Below are 20828 nucleotides of genomic sequence, written 5' to 3' on the forward strand. Positions count from 1 at the left end.
TTGATACTGTTAACTGGCAAACTCAATACAATATTCCGCCGGCTCTATTCGTACTTGAGTTACATACAAATCATTGGGTAGCTGCACATTATTAGGCATATCAGCTGAATTAAGCGCGTTGAGGTTAGCCATTAACGCTTGCCGCTTTTCGATCCACTCACTAGGAAAGCACGGATTATCAATAAAATGTGATACTGCTCTGAACTCAAAATAGATCGTTCTACGTATAGCTGAACCTTTCTGTCTTCCTGATGCATGAACCGTGTTTACATGGTGAATTACCACATCACCTGCATTGGCCGTAATATCCACACTTTGTAATTGTGCAATGGATAGCTGGCGCTTTAAATCACACACACTTGCTTGGCTACAATGAGACTGCGGGATCACTGTTAACGCCCCTTGCTGCGCTATTGCATCATCTAAATACACCCCCACGGTAAAAATAGGCTCTTGAGTTCTCACCGCCATATCGCGGTGCCAATCAAATCCGCATGCATCTAATGAATTTTTTATCACAAGTGACTCATAGCTAGGTAAAACAGCTTCGCCGATAATCGCTTCAACGTAACTCATTAGTTCGGTTTGCGCTAGCAGTTGAGCAAATTGTGGCTGAAATTGAAAAAGCTCATTAATGCGATAAACAAAAGGCTCATCTGCAGTTTGCATAACAGCAATATTATCAAATGGTAAACCGGCTACATAGCGTGACTGTGCTTGAGCAACCAACTCATCACAAAAGTGCTGCAGTTTTGAGATTACACTTGGTTTAAGTACTTGTTTAATTTGTACAAAACCCTGCTGCTTAAACCGTTCAACCACTAGATTGGTTTGCATATTTAATATCTCCTTTTAATATACAGGCACTAAAATTTGTAGTCCGGCGCTATTAATAACTAAACAGGCTGTATTTCACTTGCCCAACAGTTCAGAAAAATAATAAAAAAGCATACTAACCTTGCTCAAATCTAGCTAGCACATATTCGATGAATAATCTGACGCGCAATGGTAAATGGTCACGATCCCGATATAACATAAATAAAGTGCGTGCCTTGCTTTGCCAATCAGGCAAAACATGCTGAAGCTCACCTTGAGCTATCATTGGTAATGCATAATAGTCAGGAATATAACCAATCCCCAAGCCTTTTTTAACCGCGTGTGTGAGCATTTGAATTTCATCAAGCTCTAAACGAATGCCCTTACTGGGTTGAAAATCATAAGCGTCATCATTTTGTTTATTTACTAATTGCCAAATAGACATCGGCTGGCAAATCACAGCGCTTTTTGCACATAAATCAGTGGGATGCTTAACACTGTCGGCCACCGTCTGCGAATTACTGCACAAAATAAAGTGAATATCTTTAAGTGGCCTCGCAATCCAATTATCAACCACCGTATTACCCACCCTAAACACCACATCCATTGCTTGCGCTTCAATATCAATTAAAGTATTCGAGAGCCTAATATCTAGTTGGATCTCAGGATATTGCAGTAAAAAATCATAAAAAATATCCCTTAAAAATTGCGAGCCGGCATTAATAGGTGCACTGATTATGATCTTACCTTTCGGTTGATTCTTCTCGATATGAAGATCATCATTAATTCCATCTAACTCAGCAAACAATGCACTCGAACGTTGGTAATACAGCTCCCCCATATGGGTCAGCGATACGCGATGAGCATCACGGTTTAACAATCTAAGCTGTAAATCATCTTCAAGTTGTCGAATACGACGGCTCAATGTTGATAAAGGCACTGATAAAGCCAGTGCAGCATCTTTAAAACTTTTTAAATGAGCAACAATACAAAAATAGCGTAAATCGTCTAGTGAATATCTATATTTCATTTTTGGAATCTACTCTCTTATTTTTGCTTGTTTATCCACATTATGGAAAGTAATACACTTGCCGCAACTTTTCAACATCTCTGGATTGCTGATGAACTTCTCAGCCAACACAAAAGCTATTTTACTCCTGTTATTATGTGCATTTTTTTGGGGAAGTTGTTTTCCTATTGGTAAACATGCATTAAATCAAGTACACGCACTGACTTTAGTATTTTGGCGCTTTAGTATTGCCGCAATCTGCTTGGCTATCTACTTAAAAATAATTAACACTACAAAACCAAGTTTAACGTTCAACCAATGGGCTTGGGTGATTATTGTTAGTGCTGTTGGCGTAGGTGGCTTAAACCTCGGTTTATTTACCGGGCTGGAACATACCAGTGCCGCAAACGGCTCGTTAATAATGGCGCTGAGCCCACTTGCAACCTCATTAATAAGCTCAGTTGCAAAGCGCTCAATGCCTACTGCAGCACAATGTTTTAGCTTAATCGTTAGCCTATCAGGTGTATTATTAGTTATCACCAATGGCGACTTAGCCGTGCTTTTGAATATGCAAATCAATGCCGGCGACAAAATGATCTTTTTAGGTATGTTAGCTTGGAGTTCATACACTTACTTTAGCCAAGGTATCAATCAGTACATGCCTGTATTGCCTTATACTTTTGTTAGTATGCTAAGTGGTGCAACAATCATTGGCTTAATGTGTTTAGTGACCGCCAATGTACACCCGCTTAGCGAACTCAGTAATAGCTCTATGGTAGGTATTATCGATGTTATTTATATTGGCTTATTTGGAACTGTTGCCGGCTATCTTCTGTGGCTGAATGGCATACGCCAACTTGGCTCAGCGAATGCATCGTTATTCTTTAACTTCGTTCCGGTATTTGCCATGTTAACAGCATTTTTGATGGGCCAACCAATTACAGAACTACAATTAATTGGCATTATTGTTGTGATCATCGGCTTATTACTGCCACGAATTGTTACCCCAAAACGCATTCCTGAACCTTGTAAATAACAAGTAATACAGCACCAGCTCATGATATAGCGATAAGTTACCTGCAACTCTATCGCTATTTAACCGCGTATTATTTTAGGATAAACAGGTAAGTGTGGCAGTTACTCTTTAAATAGAAAGAGTTACAATAATGCATTAGCAGCACACATAAATACCAAAGAGCAAAAAAATGAAAAATAACGACACCTTTAAAACTATCGCCACCTTAATTTTTAAGCAGCTTTATAAGCAGTTTCCAACACCAGTCAATTTAGATCCGAAAGCTATTATAGAAAGTGCATCAGCAGAGCAAATCGAATCAGTTAAAGGCACAATTGCGTTTCTTAACTACGAAGGCTATATTTTTGCTACCCCAAGCGCGACTTTTTTATTAACTGAAAAAGGCTTTGATCACGCTTTATGCCCAAAGTTTTAAACATTAAGTCAATACATTAGCCTATGTTAATTAAGATTAATCACAACCAACACTATATAAATAGTACTCACTAAAAATAACATTACGACGACCAAATAGACTTCTAATAACTATTCATAGTTAAAAAACCTTCAGTAAAGAACACGTTTAGTTATATTTAGCTCACTAAACGTGTTTAAAAACATAAAAACGCACACTTATATTTACATTCAATTTACAAAATAAAAACATTAAAAATACACGTGTAACCAGCTCATTTGTTGTTAACCATCATATTTTTGTTTTCAACTGGATAACAAACAAGTTTTTTTATTGACTTTATTGCACTTATTGGGGGTTCTAAATATTTCACGCAATTTATTGGCATTGATTAAAATTCACTCTAGATTTTGCTTTAGCAATTGGGTACTGATTATTTGCCAAGATTTTTATGAATCAAACATGTAATTAATCATTAGTTTTACATCAAACAGTCGGTAAATTACCTATGGTAGGAAATAAAGATGAAAAAATGTAAATATGCAGCATTAATTGCCATTGCCATCTATGGCCAACACAGTATTGCTGAAGTCGATGAACTGACTATTATGCAACATACCAATCAAGCAGCAAAAAAAACGACAATCGGTGCACAAGCCGATACTCATTTAAAACTCTCTAAGCAATTTGTAAATATTCAAAGCCAAGTAATCAGCCATACAATCAGTCATCCCGGTGCTGATTATATAAAAGTACATTTTAGTCGGGTGCAACTCAGTGGTAATGCAAAACTAGTCGTCAGAAACCAAGATAACACTGAACGATACGAATATAGTAGTGACAACATGAATGCTGCAACAATTGATGATGTTAAAGGTGATGACGGGGTGCATTCGTTTTCAGCTATGTCGGTCTCTAATGATAGCGTTATCATTGAATATTACCCCGACCCGACACTCAGTAAACAACAAACCCAGTTTGGCATTATTGATAGTTATTTTTATGGCACCGAAAGTGATATAACTACGAATACAGAGTTAAATAATGGCAATGAACCAGCGCTATTATCAACCTGTGGCGTTAATCAACGAAAAGATGTGCAATGCTGGGCTGATTCCCATCCAATAGAGTTTGACCGAAGCCGACCTATTGCGCGCTTAGTGATCGGTGGGCGCAGTTTATGCACGGGCTGGCGCGTTGGGAGTGATAATAAATTATTTACTAATAATCATTGTATTGAGACCGCATCAGAACTTGCCTCAACGGAAGTATGGTTTAATTATCAAAATAAAAGCTGTAATGGCTCAACTAAAGAAACTGTCGTAAAAGTCACGGGGAATGAGTTTTTTAAAACCGATTACACGCTCGATTATACTTTGTTCAGTGTTAATGATTTTAGCACTATCGAGCAATTTGGTTATTTAGGGCTAGATGTACGAAACGCGCAACAAAGTGAACGCATATATATTCCACAACATGGATCCGGTAACCCCAAAGAACTTGCAATAGAGTCAGATCAAGACAATGATGGTTTATGCCAAGTTAATGCTCCTTCAACAAATGGCCGTGGCAACAACACAGATATAGGATATTATTGCGATACCATTGGTGGCTCATCTGGTTCGCCTGTTGTAGCTGCATCAAGCAATCGTGTTATTGCATTGCATCATCTAGGTGGCTGCTACAACAAAGGAGCTAAAATAAGTAAAATTTGGCCTCAAGTAGCCAGCTATTTTAACGGTACTGTGCCCATTGGCGATAATGATGGTAATACCCCTCCTGCGCCTACGGCCCGTTTTGAATACAATTGTGATCAATTGCAATGTAACTTTGATGCTACTGGTTCCAGCTCTTCGGGCACAATAACTAATTACAGCTGGGATTTTGGCGATAATCAAATAGACAGTGGCGCAACTGTACAGCACACCTTCACTTCTACTGGAAACTACAACGTTTCTGTAACCGTTCAAGATAGCAATAACAACACCAACACACTAGCTCAGCTAGTCAGTGTTTCTGATGGTACGTCATCTGACATTGAGTTAAATAAAGGCCAAGCATTACCAGGTCTTAATGCAACAAGAAACCAAGAAAATATCTATTTTATTGATGTGCCAGCTGATGCCAATAATATTATGATGAGCATATCAGGTGGTAACGGCGATGCAGACCTATACGTTAAGAAAGGCGCTAAGCCCACCACTTCAGACTATGACTGTCGGCCCTTTAAAAATGGTAACGAGGAAATCTGTACAGTTAACCTAGGAGAGGGTCGCTATTATATTATGCTCAAAGCCTATAGCAGCTACAATAATGTCACTATCATGGCTGATTATAAAAACAGTACACCACCGACGGGAGATAGCACAATTATTACCTCTCGCGCCTATGGATTTCCGGTTTTTGGCAACGATACAGCTATCTGGTTCCTACAGGAAAAACATCTGTAACAATAAGTACAGCAGGCAGCCAAGGAGATATAAGCCTATATGTAAATGCAGATGGTGCAGTCACGCAAACAAAGTATGATTGCCAGTCAAAAAATCCCGGCAGCAACGAAAGCTGTACTTTAGCTGTTAACGCTGGTCAATCGTTACAAATCGGGTTACTAGGGATAGTCAGTTATGACTGGGTTAAACTAGTCGCTACTGCACAGTAAAATAACATTACTCCCCTTGTACAAAGCACTTCAGCGCCCTCTGAAGTGTTTTTATTTTTTACTAGTTTAGATAAAGCCCCACTCTACAACTTAAAATTTAATATATTTAGTACAGCTAAACTGAGGCCAGTAAATACGTAAATAAATAAGTGAATTTTACGGTTGGCTCAGAAGATAAACACTTTAAAAAAACAAAAAACCACGTTGGCTTAGCCTAACGTGGTTTTGTCTTTAATCGTTTATAAAAACTATTATAGAGAAAGGTACTCTTTAGCGCGCGTCAGGTTATGAGAAACCATTTCGCTATCAGCGATTTGTGCCGCTTCGTATAAATCAGAAAGACCAGCCGTATCATTGTTTGCCATCATACGTGACACACCACGGTTGCTTAATGCAAATGACGTTAGCTCGCGAACTTTCATACGTGGACCATTACTTTGCTTTAGTAATGCAATTGCTTTGGTACAAATTTCATCTGCTTGTGCATAATTTTTTGATTTCACATTTAATGCGCAGTTATTAAATGATTGTTCAACTGGCTGAGACGCTGCCGCATTATCAATAATCATTAATTTGTAATCACTTTGATCAGCCATAACAGCCGCTGAGCAAGTAAATAATGAGCCAAGTGCGATGGTTTTGATTAGTGTAAGTTTCATGATTATATTCCTATTTGGTTACGTCGTATCTGTTGCCGACAACTGAACTTTAGAGTGTTGGCTCAATTTCGACAAACGATAAAACTAAATCCGATAGGTGAAGAAAATTAACTTATAGACTTTAGTCTAATAAACGAACTGATATTCTATTTATTAACGGCATTAAATTGTTCATATACGCCTGACAATGAAATATTACTGGATTTGTACGTAATCGCTATTAGTATTGAATACAATACTAGTTGTGAACTTTATAATTAGTTTCAGCAACTTAATTATATAAATTAGCTGCAAATATGCTTTTAAGCTCTTTCTCGTCGTAACAACCTGAAAATAAGCAATTGATGATGAATTCCATCTGAGCAATAGGAAAGCTTTAAAGTGTAGAACATGATGAAAAGGTAAAAAACATTCGTGGCTAAAGCGCACTCCTACTTATAGGGCCAAAAAGCTCAACAACAATTTAAATATTGCTTTTAATTTAGATCACTGATTTATAAAAACTTTAACGCTGATACTCGCCCTTGTTTTCTCGACCAAAAAATGCGCCAGCAAGCTTAACGCCTACGATAATGCTCTTGTAGCTCGCAGTAAAATCTTTTCGGGCTAAAGCTCAACATGCAATTGAATGCATTCATAGTTATGAGTTTTTAAGCAGGCTTTTCTTTTAATGATTAATTAGGTTTCGCAACACTTAAGACAAGCTACCTGAGAAAGTATGATTACCATCATTTCATCATCCAAACCTATAAACTCCCTCGCCTGTATGCCATAATCTAAATAATTCATGAATTTAGTAACTTGGCGGTATTGCAACCGCTTCAAGCTAACTTAAAGGGTTTTTAAATGGCTTATCAAGAGCAAAATCAAGCAACTATTTATTGGCACGATTATGAGACCTGGGGGCGAGTCCGCAAAAGGATAAGCCGAGCCAGTTTGCGGGTGTTCGTACTGATCTTGATTTAAACATTATTGGTGAGCCGCTGATTGAATATTGCAAACCTGTGGCTGATTATTTACCGCATCCTGAGGCATGTTTGATCACCGGTATTACTCCGCAAGTGGCGATGCAAAAAGGTTTAGTTGAGGCTGACTTTATTGCCAAAATTCATGCTGAATTTAGTGTGCCGAATACCTGCGTGGCCGGTTATAACAGCATTCGTTTTGATGATGAAGTAAGTCGTTACAGCTTTTATCGTAACTTTTACGACCCTTACGAGCGCGAATACAAAAACAATAACAGCCGCTGGGATATTATAGATTTAGTGCGTGCTTGTTATGCGCTGCGCCCTGAAGGTATTGAATGGCCGTTAAAAGAAGATGGCAGCCCAAGCTTTAAGTTGGAGCATTTAACGGTTGCCAATGGCATTGAACACGCTGCGGCGCATGATGCGTTATCTGATGTAACCGCGACGATTGCTTTGGCTAAACTAATAAAAGAAAAACAGCCAAAACTGTATAACTTCTTTTTTAGTTTGCGCGGTAAAAAAGCCTTAGCTGAGTTAGTTGATGTATTTAATATGACGCCGCTGGTGCATACTTCATCACGTATTCCTGCTACCCAAGGCTGTACCAGTTGGATTGCCCCGATGAGCTTTCATCCGACTAATAAAAATGCAGTCGTGTGTTTTAACTTAACCGAAGATCCACAGGTATTACTCGATTTGTCAATTGAAGAGTTGCGCACCCGCCTTTATACCAAGCGCAGTGAGCTTGCCGATGATGAACTGCCTGTTGGTTTAAAACTGGTACATTTAAATAAATGCCCTATTTTAGCGCCGGCTAAAACCTTATTACCTGAAAACGCCGCCCGTTTAGGCATTGACCGCGAGCAGTGTTTAAAAAATCTTGCGATTTTAAAAGCCAACCCAAGTCTTCGCGATAAAGTGACTGAAGTATTTAACGATAAGCCCGATTACGGTAAAACCACCAATACTGATTACATGTTATACGACGGTTTCACCAGTCATGCTGATAAAGCAAAATTTGCCATTATCCGCGATGCCAGCCCTGAGCAATTAGCGAGTATGAAGTTGGATTTTGAAGATAAAAAGTTTGATAACTTATTGTTTAAATACCGTGCCCGTAACTGGCCTCAATCGCTTAATCAAGATGAACTTGATCAGTGGCGTCAATATTGCCAAAACAAATTAATGCATGGTGAAGATCAACCATCGATCAGCGCGCAAGATTTTATGGTTACACTAGAAAATCTCGCCCATGAACATGACGATAATGAAAAAAATCTGACTATTCTAAAAGCGCTTTATAACTACGCGCAAAGTATGTAGTTTGCAGAGATTTAAAGCCGCGAGTAGAGTTATTCGCGGCTTTTTACTTTAAAATTCAAACTCTAGGGCAAGGCGAAAACTATGATCTTTACCTTGTTGGCTCAGCTCGGTCACAAATCCTGCTTCCCACTTTAGTTGTCGCTTCGCTGAAAATCGATGTAGCCCAATAAAACCAGGACCAATACCAAAGAAGTCTTCTCCGGCGTATAGCTCTAATGCAGGCTGAAACTCAGAGCGAAAACGATAACGATACTGTGCTCGAAACTCAGTTTCCCATTCGTTTTTAATATCACCGCCCCACTCGTAGACTAAAAATGCATTCATGGTGAGACTAGTACGACCAAATTCTTTTTCCCATAAAAAGCCAGTTGTGGCTTCATAACTATCTTTGCCTTCTTGCTTTTCAAGTTCAAATAAGGCGCCCCAATCAGCCCACAGCCGCCCTTGCTCCACCAACTGCCAACGCAGTTCTAGTTCGTAGGCTGAGAAGCCAAAGTTACCGTCGTCATCACGCTCTCCAACCGCATAACCTTCCAAACTCATGGTATCGTTAAACGAGCCACCTAAGCCAATTCGTTGGGCTAAAATATTGCCCTTATCTGTTTGATGAGAGATCAAACGCCATTCAAATTCGCGCTCAAATGGTAATACGTAAGGGTGGTAAACTTTATCTACGACTATTCCATCGGCTCGCACATTAAACGATGCCATGAACAAAAGCGAAGTTAAGCACCACGCGAGAATAAATCTCATGATGGCTCCTTTTGAGAAAATTGCCGAGTAAATACTATACTGGTGCCAATAAAGGCTAAAACCGCCACTAGATAAAGCCATAATGCAGTTTTGCTTGGCGTTGCCTCATAGCCGACTAAGGCTTTGAGTACACGGCCTAACTCTGAGTTTTCGACTAGCACTGCACGCCAATCAAAGTAGTTGGACGTAATATTGATCAAGTCAATTTGGCTGGCCAGATCTAATACTATCAGTAATTTTGCCGAGGCATTAAAAGCCAAAAACAACATCAGTGGATACACACCAAATCGTGCTCTAACACTATGCAGTAAAAATAATAGCAACACACCAAAACTACCACAGATCCCTATTCCCAAAGATGTACCTATAAGCAAAGGTTTTGCTGTATCGGTGTTATGCCAAAAACCAACCAGATAAATAAAATAGTGACTCAAATACAGCGCCATAACCGCAACTATTGCAAGCAATGCGAATAAACGCTGCTGTTTACAACTTATTAGTGATGCAACATACACGATGACACACAATAGCATTTGACTAAACTCAAGGCCGCGATGATCAAATAACTGGCTCAACCAAGCGGCACTTTGTACATAAATAATACTACAAAGCAGCCCAACAAAAGCGGTCACTATCAGCACACGCTGGTTTAGCTTTAGCAATGACTGTAACAGCACGAGTAAAATCACGACTGGTAACAGCTGATTTATACTCATCAATAAACTAGTTATCAGCATCAGTCTTTCCTTCTACTAATACTGCACCACGGGCTGTGTTAGGTGAAAACTCACCAAAAAACTCATAACGCCCAGGGCTCAGTGGCCCGATATAAATCACACTACTACGATTTGGATACAGCACTTTCTCTCGATTTAAATCAAAGCTGTCAAACTCTTCTGGCGTACTATCTTGATTTTCAATTAAAAGTTTTAGTTTAGTATTGGCCGGAACGATGATCTCCGCTGGATAAAAAAGGTGATCTTTTAAAATTAATTTATATTCTTTAGCAAAACACGAAAACGGTAATACGCTAAATAGCAGCAGGCTGATAAACCCTAACCAGTTATTCACTCTCTGCTCCTTGCATAAATTCTACTCGTACTTGTAAGCCGCCTAATTCACTGTCGGCTAAAGAAATACTTGCATCATAAATTGTTACTATATGTTCAACTATCGCCATACCTAATCCGGCACCTTGCTCTCCAGAGGGGTGTTTATCACCTCCAACACGGTAAAAACGGTTAAAAATTCGTGCTTTATGGGCATCATCAATGCCAGGACCTGAGTCATCAATCTGCCAACCATACTCACCTTGTTGATTATTTAAGCGGATCACTATATTGCCACCACTGGGCGTATATTTTATGGCGTTACTTAATAAATTACTAAATAAGGTTGCCAAGGTAAATTGGTCACCATTAATAACATAATCATCGCCTTCAATACTGATCATATGTTGTTTTGCATCAAGTCGTTCGTATAGCTGTGCAACCACTTGTTGACTGACCTCTAGCACTGAAATTGGGCTAAATTGTGCCTGCCATTGCTCTGGATAGGTGCGTCCCAAAATCAACATTTGCTCAACAATATTACTAAGTTTATCGATACCTTGCGCCATTGCATCAAGTTCCAAGCAACCGTCACCTTGTGCGCGTAGATTATGAACATTTATTTTTAAACTACTCAACGGGGTGCGTAATTCGTGGGCAGCATCTGAGGCAAAAAAGCGTTCTCTTAAGTAGGCACTTTCTACACGTTTAAACAGATCATTTAACCGTGAGATCACCGGTTTAATTTCGTATTCGCTCACTTGCCAATTAATGGCAGTAAAGTCATTGGCTTGTCGCGTTTTTAATAATGTTGAAAGGCGTGTTAAGGGCCTTAATCCTTGTTTGACAAATAGACTGATCAACACCGCAAGCAGTGGCACACTCCAAAGCAAAGGTGTCATTGCTGACAAAATCATAGTCTCGCTAAGGGCATAGCGTTTACTCAGCGGCTCTGCCACCAGCACTTGTTTTGTCTGCATGGTTAATCTGAATACTCGCATCCGCTGTCCGGCTAAGTTTTCAACACTAAATCCATTCAGGCTTGGTTTTTGCGCCAGTTCAGCTAATGATTTAGACGCGCTAAGCAAATTGTTATCTTGCCAAATTTGAAACAGTAATCGAGTTAGATCACTTCTTAACACTGGCTTGTCGCTGTGTATAGGTTGCTCGATCAGTACATGAGCAATGGTTTGCAATTCGTTATCAAGTAGCAGCTCGGCCTGGCTCATACTTTCGCGGTAGCCTTTGCTGAATGCCAAAAAGCAAGTCAGGATCACCGTTGATAAAATAATCAGCGTTAATCTGCGTTTAATTGACACTAACGTTTACCTACCACATAACCTATGCCACGTAAGGTTTTAATTAGATCTTTAGGGAGCTTTTTACGTAGATGATGAATATGCACCTCAATAGTATTTGAACCTACTTCTTCGCCCCACTCATATAGTTTGCTTTCTAATTGTTGTTTGGACAATACGCGCCCTTGATTTTCAAAAAGTGCTTTTAGTAACATAAACTCTTTACGCGGCAGGTTTACCGGTTCCTGATCAAGTGTGACTGTAAAAGCGGAGGTATCCATTTCTACATTTGCTACATTAATAGTACTTGATTGCGCATGAGTTACGCGTCGACTAGCGACTCTTAAACGGGCAAATAATTCAGCAGGATCGAATGGCTTAGCTAAATAATCATCAGCACCTAAATCTAGCCCTTGTACTTTGTCGTCAATACTACCGCGTGCCGTTAAGATCACTACAGGTAAGTTAGGGCGATGCTTTTTGACGTGTTTTAATACATCAATGCCATCGCCATCAGGTAGTCCTAAATCAAGCACAAGTAATTCGATCTCGTCATTTTCGAGCCATTGCATGGCTGATTTTATACTAGCACAGTGCTCTACACTGTAACCTTGTTGGCGAAGTGAACGACATAATCCTTCAGCCACTAACTTATCATCTTCAACCAGTAGTAAATGCATATTATCTCTTTAGTTTCTTATCTACTTTTACCAACAATTGGGTGATCTCTTGCTGGCGGTATAAATCCGCTTTTGGCCTATCAGGACGTGCAGGAGCCTGTTGAGCGGCAAGTAAATGTGTTTTTGCCTTTTTGTATTCTCTTTCGTCATACAAAAATGCCGCGTATAAGTAATTACTATCGATACCATTTGGATTAATAGCAAGCGCTTGGTTAAATAATTTATTCGCTTTGTCATCATCACCAAATCCAATTGGCCAACCCGGTACTTTACTATAAAGGGTCGCTAAACTGGTGTAAGCAGAGCCTGATAACGCATTGGCATCAATTTCTATGGCTTGCTCTAACTGTGCTTTAGCATCTTTTGCTAATCCTAATGCACCTAAGCCGCCTTTTGCCCCAGCATAACTAGATAGCACAATACCATACCAAATATGGCTTTGTGCCTGATCATCATAGGTCTTTGCAAACTCAGCGGCCTGCTCTGATAACTTTTCAAATGCATTGAGCTGCGCTTTATCTACTAATTCATAATTCACAGTTGCCCAACTTGTTTGCACCTGAGTTAATTCGCTAGCAACATCAGCATGCGCTGCACTGGTTAAAAATATCCCAGTTAACAAGCAGCTAGTATAAAGTAGTTTAATCATAGTCATTCACCTTTATCAATTTTATCTGCAAAAAAACTTTTAATTTTAGGAAGTTGTTTTGCAATTGCGTTATCTACTAAGGATGGAAAAGCACCATTTAGTTTGACAAATAAGCGTTCTGGGAAGCCAATGTAACTGCGTGAATTTCCAGATTTCAATAATGAAATAAGCGCATCTGCCACTTTATCAGGTGGATCCATTGTATTGCCTAAAGCTTTATTCATCGCGCGTACTTGCACTGAATTGATATTTGTATCAGTTGCTCTAGGTGCTAAATATAATATTTTTACATCACAGTGACTGAGTTCGCGGGCCAGCGCTTCGGTCATTCCTCGTAAACCAAATTTACTTGCGCAATATAAGGTTTGATAAGGGTAACCAATACTACCAAACGATGATCCCACATTAACAATTGAGCCTTTTTTAGCTAAAATTTGTGGTAAAAATAGTTGGCATAACTTAATTGGCACCGACAGATTAACGATCAGTAAGTCATCTATTTGCTGCTCCGTCATTTCACTAAAACCTTGCATCACATTAATGCCAGCGTTATTGATAAGCATTGTTGCACCGCCAAGTGATTTAGCATGTGCAAGTAGTTTTTGGCGAGTCTGTGCTGATGTTAAATCACCAATAAATATCTCACAGTCTTGGCCACACTTAACCTGTAATGCCTCTAGTTGTGCTTGTTGGCGACCAACTAACAGTAAACGCCAACCATGCTGAATCAACTTTAATGCCACGGCTTGACCAATTCCGCCTGTCGCACCTGTTAACACGCAAAGTGGACGGTTCATGCAGTTTGCTCCAAGTCGCTACTTGCAAACTGTGGATCTGTATCTAATTCACGAAAAATATTGCCATATAACTTATAAAAACATTTAGCGGCATGCACAATCGCTTGTTGATCTGCAGGAGACTCTATTTTATTCATCAGATCTTCAAAAAACTTCACATGCTCAATATCCAAAGCTCCATGAGATGTTAAATAGCTAAATGCCTTTTTAGGTAATCCGGTCATATTGGCTATATTACTTGCCGCATTATCGGCTAACGCAATTGAAGTACCTTCGAGTACATGCACCATGCCAAAAAATGCCAATGGATTACCACGATTAATTGTATCATAGGCATAAGCAACCATTAACTCGGTGGCAAATTTGGGAGCACTTTGACGTACTTGTTGTTTATCAAAACCACAGGCTGCAATATCATTGAGCACCCACTCTTGATGACCTATTTCTTCTTCTATATATTCCGCAACAGCCTCGCGGATCCACTCTTGTTCAGTCGATAATTTCGCGCCCACGGCCATCATTAATGGCACCGTATGTTTAACGTGATGATAGGCTTGAGCTAAAAATGAAGCATACTCAGTTGTGCTTACTTGCCCCTTGAATACTCGAGCAATGATCGGTGCAGCCAGTAAATACTCGCGTTCTGCTTGGGTTTGTGATTTTAATGTCTCGAAAAAATTGCTCATAATATTGCCTCACTGTACAGTGCTGTTAGTTGTGCATGATAATAGTTTGCTATTGCTTGGCGTTTAGGGCGGTTATTACTGGTTAATAATCCCCGCTCTGCAGTAAGTGGTTCAGCTAAGCGATGAAATGTTTTAATTTGGGCATATTCAGGTAATTGTGAGTTAATACCTCTACAATGCTCGGCTAATACCTCATCAGTCATATTTACTGATGCATAAATAAGTGCTACTAAATGCGCTTGACCTTCACCAAAGACAACAGCTTGTTGTACTTCACTGTTACTGAGTAGCAAAGATTCAGGCCACTCAGCGCTGATGTTGCGCCCAAAACTAGTAATAATTTGGTTTTTTAAACGCCCCTTAATAGTTAACCGACCTTGTTGTTGATCAACCAAATCACCGGTTGCATACCAACTCGTTTGATCATGGGGTTGTTGACCTAAATAGCCTAAAAATAAGGGTCCTTTAATAAATAGCTGCCCGTCTACCAGTTTGCTTTGCAAGTGATTTAACACCCGCCCTGCACACTCTATGTCATCATCATTTGGCGTGTTTAAGCTCACCACTGATGAAGCTTCCAGATAAGCCATAACCTTGATAAACTGGTAACCCTAAACTACGCGCCACAGTGATCAATTCACTGCTGACCACAGCGCCACCAACGGCAATAAATTTCAGGCTCTTTGGTACTGTCCATCCCTGCTTGGCAAACCAGACTAAACAGGTCAATAATTCCGGCACCAAAATAAGCGTATTCGGTTGCACACGATCAATGGCATTGATCAGTTGACTGGTATCATTTAATTTTGCCCCAGAGAAGCCTAATTCTGGCAGTGTCATAACATGCACTTCACCTGCGGCTAATAACGGTGCAAAAACCCCTGCAATGTTTTCAAGTAATACTGGCAAAGGTAATAAACACAGATGTTTTGGCTGTTTTATCGCTATTTTTTTATGCAATGAGGTCGCCACTTGTAATTGACTTTGTAAAGATAAGCACACTCCCTTTGGCTCACCGGTAGAGCCTGAAGTAAACGTCACTTTTTGGGTATCTGTAAAAAATGTTGTAGGGCTCGACGCGCTTACTTTATAGATATAAAGCGGGTAGCGGGTTAACACGCTCAAGGTCGCAATACATTCTAACCCGTCAAGTTCACAGGGGGTGTCGCTGATAAAATGCGAAACGCCGCTTTTATTCACGCTATTAGTAAGCTGTTGTGGGCTAAAAAAGGTCGGCAGCGGAATGCTTACTTGTTGTAACTCAATCAATGCAAAGTCAACAATTAACCAAGCAGGCGTATTGTCCATTACAAACGCCACGGCTGACATATCAAGCGCTTTAAAGTCGATAATTAACTCGGCTACTGCTTGCATCAGCGTCTGTTTACTGATCGGCTGCATTTGTTGGTCATGATGATCAACAATCACAGTATCAAGCGCTGCGTGTGGTAATTTCAATAAAAATCCCATTATGCCTCCAATTGCGATGCTAATTGGCAACTCGCTTGATGATAGTGCTGTTTAATATTAAACAAATGAGGTGTGTTTATTACGCAATCATGAGCAGCCGCTAAATCAACCACACACAGTGTTGGTTTATTTTCATAATAAGTACCCCAATCTGCTGGGTTATCAAGTGCCTGACTATTGGCTAATGCAATTTCAGTGCAATTAACTGAGAGCATTTTTAATAATGCTCTAACCTTTGCAGTGGCACAAAATACCAAACGTTTTGCGCCAATTTGATAAAGTGCTTCATTCATTAGTACAAAATGAGCGAGAGTAGCTTTGCGATTTGTTGAGCATAAATTACCAAGCTCGTAAATATCTTCCCTCGGTACATCAACAAAGTATTCAATCGGCTCTGGTAAGTATTGCTCGATAAAAAGTGATTGAGTAGCAGCTCTAAGTCCCAGCGTGCAAGAATCAGCGGCAATACTTAATTGGCATAACACCGGCATAAACTGCTTAATATTGGCGCCGTAAGCTCTGGCAAAACTCGCTTTAACGACTTGCTCTAATTGCACACGAAGTGGCATGTTTGCATTAGCGCACACATAATCATGTGTGTTGGTAACAGGCAAGTTAGTAACTTGAAGTGATTGCATAGTGTTCGCTCTTTTTAGACTATGGGTAAAATCTAACGAGCAAAACTTAAATAAACCTTAAGAAAAATTAATTTTTATAAAAAAACCCAAACAATGTTTGGGTCAGTGATTACGTAACTGGAGATTTCAGGAATAATAAGCCACATCTACCCGCTAATTGCGGGCTTATGCAAGTAAATTGAAGACAGTTAGCGTTTAATTTACTTGCTGGAGATAGACTTATTATCCGACGCTCTGATTATCTATTTTTTATGTAACGCTTCGATGCGCGCCAATAAGCTTGATGTGTCAAAACGCCCACCACCAAGTGCTTGTACGTCAGCGTAGTACTGATCGACCGTCGCGGTCATTGGTAAAGTGGCACCATTATTTTTTGCTTCATCTAACGCAATACCTAAATCTTTACGCATCCAATCAACAGCAAAACCAAATTCGTACTCACCTGCCCACATGGTTTTGTAACGGTTTTCCATTTGCCATGAACCAGCCGCACCTTTTGCAATCGTCTCAATGACTTTTTCGCCATCAAGGCCTGCTTGTTTTGCAAAATGTAAGCCCTCGGCCAAGCCTTGCACTACGCCAGCGATACAAATTTGATTAACCATCTTACACAACTGCCCAGAGCCAACCTCGCCAAGTAACTGGCTAAAACGGCTAAATGCCGCCATAACTGGTTGTACTTTTGCAAACACTGCTGAGTCGCCACCAGCCATGACTGTTAATACACCATTTTCAGCACCAGCTTGACCACCCGATACTGGCGCATCAATAAACGCAATATCTTTTAGTGCCGCATTAGCGGATACTTCGCGCGCAACTTCGGCTGAAGTCGTGGTGTGATCGACTAAAATAGTGCCTGCTTGCATACCTTTAATCACCCCGTCAGCACCATAAACGACTGAGCGTAAATCATCATCGTTACCTACACACATAAATACGATATCTGCATGTTCTGCGGCTTTTGCTGGCGTTAATGCCACCTGACCTGCGTATTTTTCTGCCCATTGCTGTGCTTTTGCTGTGGTACGGTTATACACGGTTACTTGATGACCGGCAGTTGCTAAATGACCCGCCATTGGATAACCCATTACACCTAAACCGATAAATGCGACTTTCATTGACATAAAATTGACCTATTTCAGTGGTAACTTAAAAAGATAATTTGATTATCTCAACCGAACAGTAAAAAAGCGAATGAAAAAGTCTTCATTAAATTTCTTCATGGACGAGACAAAATAGGTAACCTATGGATAGCATATATCAATTCAGTGCCCCGCTTTATAACGGCGAAAATTTTGCCTTAAGTCAGTTAAAAGGCAAAACGATTTTAATCGTCAATACCGCCAGTAAGTGTAACTTTTCGGTGCAGTTAAGCGCACTTGAAAAGCTGTATCAGCAATATAAAGCACAAGGGTTTATTGTGTTAGCATTTCCGTGTAATCAATTTGACTACAATGAGCCAATAGACAACATTGATATTAAAGACTTTTATCAACAACAGTTTAATGTTAGTTTTCCTGTGTTTAGTAAAGTAATGGTCAACGGCCCTGATGCTCACCCGTTATTTAACTATTTAAAAGCACATACCCGAGGAATTGCACAAAATCGTGCTATAAAATGGAATTTCACCAAGTTTCTAATAAACTCTGAGGGACAATTGGCGGTACGTTATGCACCGCGCACTAAACCCGACACCTTGAAACAGGTCATAGAGAGTAATATTAATGATGCAACTAACGGTAGCGCTTTTCAGTTCGCAAAAATATGAACATGCATCTTTTGATGCCTGTTTAAACAATCAAACACGCATCAAATTAACCCGTTTTGAACAATCTCTTGATGCGAAAAGTGCCATACTTAGCCAAGGCTTTGATGCTGTATGCGTATTTGTAAACGATATCGTTGATAAAACGGTTATTGAGCAGCTTGCTCAATTCGGCGTGAAATGTATTTTATTACGCTGTGCTGGCTTTAATAACGTTGACCTAGCTGCGGCACATGCCCATAACATCAAAGTATGCCGAGTACCCGCTTACAGTCCAGAGGCAGTTGCAGAGCACTGTGTGGCATTAATGCTTACCCTCAATCGCAAAACTCACAAAGCCTATAACCGTATCCGTGAAGATAATTTTGATTTAAATGGCTTGCTTGGCTTTAACTTATTCAAGAAAACCATTGGTATCATTGGCTGTGGAAAAATTGGCTTGGCTTTAGTAAATATACTCAATGGCTTTGGTGCAAATGTATTGGTTTGCGACCCTTATGCAGTACCAGGCAATTATACAATTTGTGATCTAGACACTTTATTAAGTCAAAGCGATGTGATCTCTTTGCACTGCCCGTTAACCGAGCAAACTCATCATATGATCAACGAACACGCTTTTGCCAAAATGAAGCAAGGGGTGATGCTTATAAACACTTCCCGCGGCGCATTAGTTGATAGCAAAGCCTGTATTGGCGCACTTAAAACTAAAAAATTGGGTTATTTAGGGCTAGATGTGTACGAACAAGAGTCAGAACTATTCTTTAAGGACCGCAGTGATGAAATTATGCAAGACGATGTGTTTTCACGTTTGGTAAGTTTTCCAAACGTACTGGTCACCGGCCACCAAGGCTTTTTTACCAAAGAAGCATTGAGTGAAATTGCGCAAATAACCGTAAATAATGCGCTTGAGTTCGCCAATAACCAACCACTAAGTAATGAAGTTAAATAAGGGGTTGATTTAGGTGCTAGGTGCTAGGTGCTAGGTGCTAGGTGCTAGGTGCTAGGTGCTAGGTGCTAGGTCAAAGTTTAAAAACTAAGGCAGAAAAAATCAACCAAGTTAGCTTGGTTTAAACCGGTTAAGTTGCATAAGCTGGAGTAACAAATATCTGTTCTAACACTATTAACCAATAATTAGAGTTGGCTGGCAGGCAGCGATGAGCGATGCAGACATTAAAAAATTAAATATATTCCTGTGTTTTGAGTAGAAACCTAATTTTGTCCGATAACATTATTAAACACCGTTTTATTGCAAAATAAACAGCTTAATTTATAGCCATTTTAATTACTTGTTTACAAAGGTAATTATTGGTGAAATTATTAGGGTATGTAATATACGCCGTTTTGGTGTGTTATAAACCACCAAAATGGTGTTCAATAAGACGTTAGCTTCTCAGGAGAGATTAGTGTTATTTTCTAAAAGGAAAGGGTTTAGCCTGGTTAAGGATTCCATCCAAAAGGATGGTATGGATGACCCTCTTCGCCATGGTTTGTGGAATGCATTACATGTTTGCATTTGGGATGGTAACGAATATTCACACTACTCGGGAACCTTTCAATCCTCAAATTTGTATGGCCTATTCCAGTGCTACTGGCACAACCTATTCAAAATCCCTCTAGATAATATGCAAAATTACATGGACGGTGTACTAACTCGATTACGTGAAACATATTATAAAGTTGAGTGGTACGAGGTTTATGACTTTATAGAGTTTACGGCACAGAATTGTCCAGAAGAGCTTTCTGATAGTTTTGTATCTTTTTGCAATCATGTTCTAGAGAATGAGCTGTCTGCATATAGGTTTGTTGGCAAGCAACTAACGGACATAACAAGTGAAGAAGAAATTGAGAGCATTGAAGAAGCAATAAAGTCCTCAACTAAGTTCACCGGAGCAAGTGAGCATCTTAAAACTTCTCTGGGTTTTCTCTCAGACAGAAAATCACCGGATTATAGAAACTCTATCAAAGAATCAATTAGTGCTGTTGAGTCTTTATGTAAAGCAGTGTCTGATGATCCAAAAGGCACATTAGGCTCTGCACTAAAGCAGATTGAAAAAAGTCACAACCTTCATCCGGCCTTTAAAAAGGCCTTGTCAAACTTGTATGGGTACACAAACGACTCTGGGGGTATAAGACACGCCCTCCTTGAGGAGGACTCCATTAGCTATAGAAACTAACGCAG

The 20828-nt window shown here is 39.8% G+C and carries 20 protein-coding genes and 2 pseudogenes; 8 read left to right on the plus strand and 14 right to left on the minus strand.

Translation table 11 applies throughout. The features are described 5' to 3' along the window. Window positions 1-9: 9 nt before the first annotated feature. On the minus strand, window positions 10-837 hold the full coding sequence (locus tag P4S61_RS00650) for a phytanoyl-CoA dioxygenase family protein (RefSeq protein ID WP_337117607.1): 828 nt from the start codon (window positions 835-837) through the stop codon (window positions 10-12). Between the two features lie 115 nt (window positions 838-952). After that, window positions 953-1846 carry a LysR family transcriptional regulator gene (locus P4S61_RS00655; protein ID WP_145233038.1) on the minus strand — a complete coding sequence of 298 codons (894 nt, stop codon included), beginning with the start codon at window positions 1844-1846 and terminating at the stop codon, window positions 953-955. 91 nt (window positions 1847-1937) lie between these two features. Here P4S61_RS00655 and P4S61_RS00660 point away from each other — a divergent pair, with 91 nt between their 5' ends. From P4S61_RS00660 to P4S61_RS00675, 4 genes are all read left to right on the plus strand, one after another. Further along, complete coding sequence (locus P4S61_RS00660) at window positions 1938-2861, plus strand: DMT family transporter (RefSeq protein WP_337117608.1); 924 nt, start codon at window positions 1938-1940, stop codon at window positions 2859-2861. A gap of 169 nt (window positions 2862-3030) precedes the next feature. Further along, on the plus strand, window positions 3031-3276 hold the full coding sequence (locus P4S61_RS00665; protein ID WP_182718880.1) for a hypothetical protein: 246 nt from the start codon (window positions 3031-3033) through the stop codon (window positions 3274-3276). A 503-nt stretch (window positions 3277-3779) separates the two neighbouring features. Further along, window positions 3780-5705: a PKD domain-containing protein gene (locus tag P4S61_RS00670; RefSeq protein WP_337117609.1), complete on the plus strand. Its 1926-nt coding sequence runs from the start codon at window positions 3780-3782 to the stop codon at window positions 5703-5705. 2 nt (window positions 5706-5707) lie between these two features. Then, window positions 5708-5914 (plus strand): hypothetical protein, encoded by a 207-nt coding sequence (locus P4S61_RS00675; protein ID WP_337118863.1) that lies wholly within the window; start codon window positions 5708-5710, stop codon window positions 5912-5914. Window positions 5915-6165: 251 nt separating this feature from the next. Here the strand turns inward: P4S61_RS00675 and P4S61_RS00680 are convergent, their stop codons facing one another. Further along, complete coding sequence (locus P4S61_RS00680) at window positions 6166-6573, minus strand: hypothetical protein (RefSeq protein ID WP_145233033.1); 408 nt, start codon at window positions 6571-6573, stop codon at window positions 6166-6168. A gap of 846 nt (window positions 6574-7419) precedes the next feature. Here P4S61_RS00680 and sbcB point away from each other — a divergent pair. Then, window positions 7420-8864 (plus strand): annotated as a pseudogene (gene sbcB / locus P4S61_RS00685) (exodeoxyribonuclease I). 48 nt (window positions 8865-8912) lie between these two features. On the opposite strand, the gene P4S61_RS00690 reads toward sbcB, so the two are convergent. The 11 genes and pseudogenes from P4S61_RS00690 to P4S61_RS00745 all read right to left on the minus strand — a co-directional run bounded on the left by P4S61_RS00690 (window position 8913) and on the right by P4S61_RS00745 (window position 18008). After that, on the minus strand, window positions 8913-9575 hold the full coding sequence (locus tag P4S61_RS00690; RefSeq protein WP_246175522.1) for a hypothetical protein: 663 nt from the start codon (window positions 9573-9575) through the stop codon (window positions 8913-8915). 38 nt (window positions 9576-9613) lie between these two features. After that, complete coding sequence (locus P4S61_RS00695) at window positions 9614-10354, minus strand: iron transporter (protein WP_337117610.1); 741 nt, start codon at window positions 10352-10354, stop codon at window positions 9614-9616. Continuing rightward, window positions 10341-10667: a cupredoxin domain-containing protein gene (locus P4S61_RS00700; protein WP_246175520.1), complete on the minus strand. Its 327-nt coding sequence runs from the start codon at window positions 10665-10667 to the stop codon at window positions 10341-10343. Before P4S61_RS00700 ends, P4S61_RS00695 begins: the two co-directional genes overlap by 14 nt. A gap of 13 nt (window positions 10668-10680) precedes the next feature. Then, complete coding sequence (locus tag P4S61_RS00705; protein ID WP_182719150.1) at window positions 10681-11985, minus strand: ATP-binding protein; 1305 nt, start codon at window positions 11983-11985, stop codon at window positions 10681-10683. Then, complete coding sequence (locus P4S61_RS00710) at window positions 11985-12644, minus strand: response regulator transcription factor (protein WP_149980957.1); 660 nt, start codon at window positions 12642-12644, stop codon at window positions 11985-11987. The genes P4S61_RS00705 and P4S61_RS00710 overlap by 1 nt, the downstream gene beginning before the upstream one ends. A 1-nt stretch (window position 12645) precedes the next feature. Further along, window positions 12646-13299 carry a hypothetical protein gene (locus P4S61_RS00715; protein ID WP_442961536.1) on the minus strand — a complete coding sequence of 218 codons (654 nt, stop codon included), beginning with the start codon at window positions 13297-13299 and terminating at the stop codon, window positions 12646-12648. Continuing rightward, on the minus strand, window positions 13296-14090 hold the full coding sequence (locus P4S61_RS00720; RefSeq protein WP_182757570.1) for an SDR family oxidoreductase: 795 nt from the start codon (window positions 14088-14090) through the stop codon (window positions 13296-13298). The genes P4S61_RS00715 and P4S61_RS00720 overlap by 4 nt, the downstream gene beginning before the upstream one ends. After that, window positions 14087-14776, minus strand: a complete 690-nt coding sequence (locus P4S61_RS00725; RefSeq protein ID WP_145233019.1) for a TenA family transcriptional regulator — start codon at window positions 14774-14776, stop codon at window positions 14087-14089. Before P4S61_RS00725 ends, P4S61_RS00720 begins: the two co-directional genes overlap by 4 nt. Beyond that, window positions 14773-16246 (minus strand): annotated as a pseudogene (locus P4S61_RS22850) (AMP-binding protein). The gene P4S61_RS00725 and the pseudogene P4S61_RS22850 overlap by 4 nt, the downstream one beginning before the upstream one ends. Then, window positions 16246-16884 carry a thermostable hemolysin gene (locus tag P4S61_RS00740; RefSeq protein ID WP_337117614.1) on the minus strand — a complete coding sequence of 213 codons (639 nt, stop codon included), beginning with the start codon at window positions 16882-16884 and terminating at the stop codon, window positions 16246-16248. Before P4S61_RS00740 ends, P4S61_RS22850 begins: the two are co-directional and overlap by 1 nt. Before the next feature lie 242 nt (window positions 16885-17126). After that, the gene (locus P4S61_RS00745; protein WP_145233016.1) at window positions 17127-18008 is read right to left on the minus strand and encodes an NAD(P)-dependent oxidoreductase; all 882 of its coding nucleotides are present in this window, start codon (window positions 18006-18008) and stop codon (window positions 17127-17129) included. A gap of 122 nt (window positions 18009-18130) precedes the next feature. Here P4S61_RS00745 and P4S61_RS00750 point away from each other — a divergent pair, with 122 nt between their 5' ends. From P4S61_RS00750 to P4S61_RS00760, 3 genes are all read left to right on the plus strand, one after another. Next, window positions 18131-18652, plus strand: a complete 522-nt coding sequence (locus P4S61_RS00750) for a glutathione peroxidase (protein WP_182731252.1) — start codon at window positions 18131-18133, stop codon at window positions 18650-18652. Further along, entirely contained in the window at window positions 18612-19598 is a 987-nt protein-coding gene (locus P4S61_RS00755; protein ID WP_337118864.1) for a 2-hydroxyacid dehydrogenase, read from the plus strand. The genes P4S61_RS00750 and P4S61_RS00755 overlap by 41 nt, the downstream gene beginning before the upstream one ends. 454 nt (window positions 19599-20052) lie before the next feature. Next, window positions 20053-20823, plus strand: a complete 771-nt coding sequence (locus tag P4S61_RS00760; RefSeq protein WP_337117615.1) for an AbiJ-NTD4 domain-containing protein — start codon at window positions 20053-20055, stop codon at window positions 20821-20823. The last annotated feature ends 5 nt before the right edge of the window (window positions 20824-20828 follow it).

Source organism: Pseudoalteromonas sp. B160 (assembly GCF_037162485.1).
Lineage (GTDB): Bacteria > Pseudomonadota > Gammaproteobacteria > Enterobacterales > Alteromonadaceae > Pseudoalteromonas > Pseudoalteromonas rhizosphaerae.

Coding starts and splice junctions, on each gene's coding strand:
- P4S61_RS00710 (WP_149980957.1), bottom strand. CDS start 12,644: ATGCATTTACTACTGGTTGAAGATGATAAGTTAGTGGCTGAAGGATTA.
- P4S61_RS00670 (WP_337117609.1), top strand. CDS start 3,780: ATGAAAAAATGTAAATATGCAGCATTAATTGCCATTGCCATCTATGGC.
- P4S61_RS00695 (WP_337117610.1), bottom strand. CDS start 10,354: ATGCTGATAACTAGTTTATTGATGAGTATAAATCAGCTGTTACCAGTC.
- P4S61_RS00755 (WP_337118864.1), top strand. CDS start 18,612: ATGCAACTAACGGTAGCGCTTTTCAGTTCGCAAAAATATGAACATGCA.
- P4S61_RS00740 (WP_337117614.1), bottom strand. CDS start 16,884: ATGCAATCACTTCAAGTTACTAACTTGCCTGTTACCAACACACATGAT.
- P4S61_RS00745 (WP_145233016.1), bottom strand. CDS start 18,008: ATGTCAATGAAAGTCGCATTTATCGGTTTAGGTGTAATGGGTTATCCA.
- P4S61_RS00650 (WP_337117607.1), bottom strand. CDS start 837: ATGCAAACCAATCTAGTGGTTGAACGGTTTAAGCAGCAGGGTTTTGTA.
- P4S61_RS00715 (WP_442961536.1), bottom strand. CDS start 13,299: ATGACTATGATTAAACTACTTTATACTAGCTGCTTGTTAACTGGGATA.
- P4S61_RS00725 (WP_145233019.1), bottom strand. CDS start 14,776: ATGAGCAATTTTTTCGAGACATTAAAATCACAAACCCAAGCAGAACGC.
- P4S61_RS00660 (WP_337117608.1), top strand. CDS start 1,938: ATGAACTTCTCAGCCAACACAAAAGCTATTTTACTCCTGTTATTATGT.
- P4S61_RS00750 (WP_182731252.1), top strand. CDS start 18,131: ATGGATAGCATATATCAATTCAGTGCCCCGCTTTATAACGGCGAAAAT.
- P4S61_RS00655 (WP_145233038.1), bottom strand. CDS start 1,846: ATGAAATATAGATATTCACTAGACGATTTACGCTATTTTTGTATTGTT.
- P4S61_RS00690 (WP_246175522.1), bottom strand. CDS start 9,575: ATGGCATCGTTTAATGTGCGAGCCGATGGAATAGTCGTAGATAAAGTT.
- P4S61_RS00680 (WP_145233033.1), bottom strand. CDS start 6,573: ATGAAACTTACACTAATCAAAACCATCGCACTTGGCTCATTATTTACT.
- P4S61_RS00665 (WP_182718880.1), top strand. CDS start 3,031: ATGAAAAATAACGACACCTTTAAAACTATCGCCACCTTAATTTTTAAG.
- P4S61_RS00720 (WP_182757570.1), bottom strand. CDS start 14,090: ATGAACCGTCCACTTTGCGTGTTAACAGGTGCGACAGGCGGAATTGGT.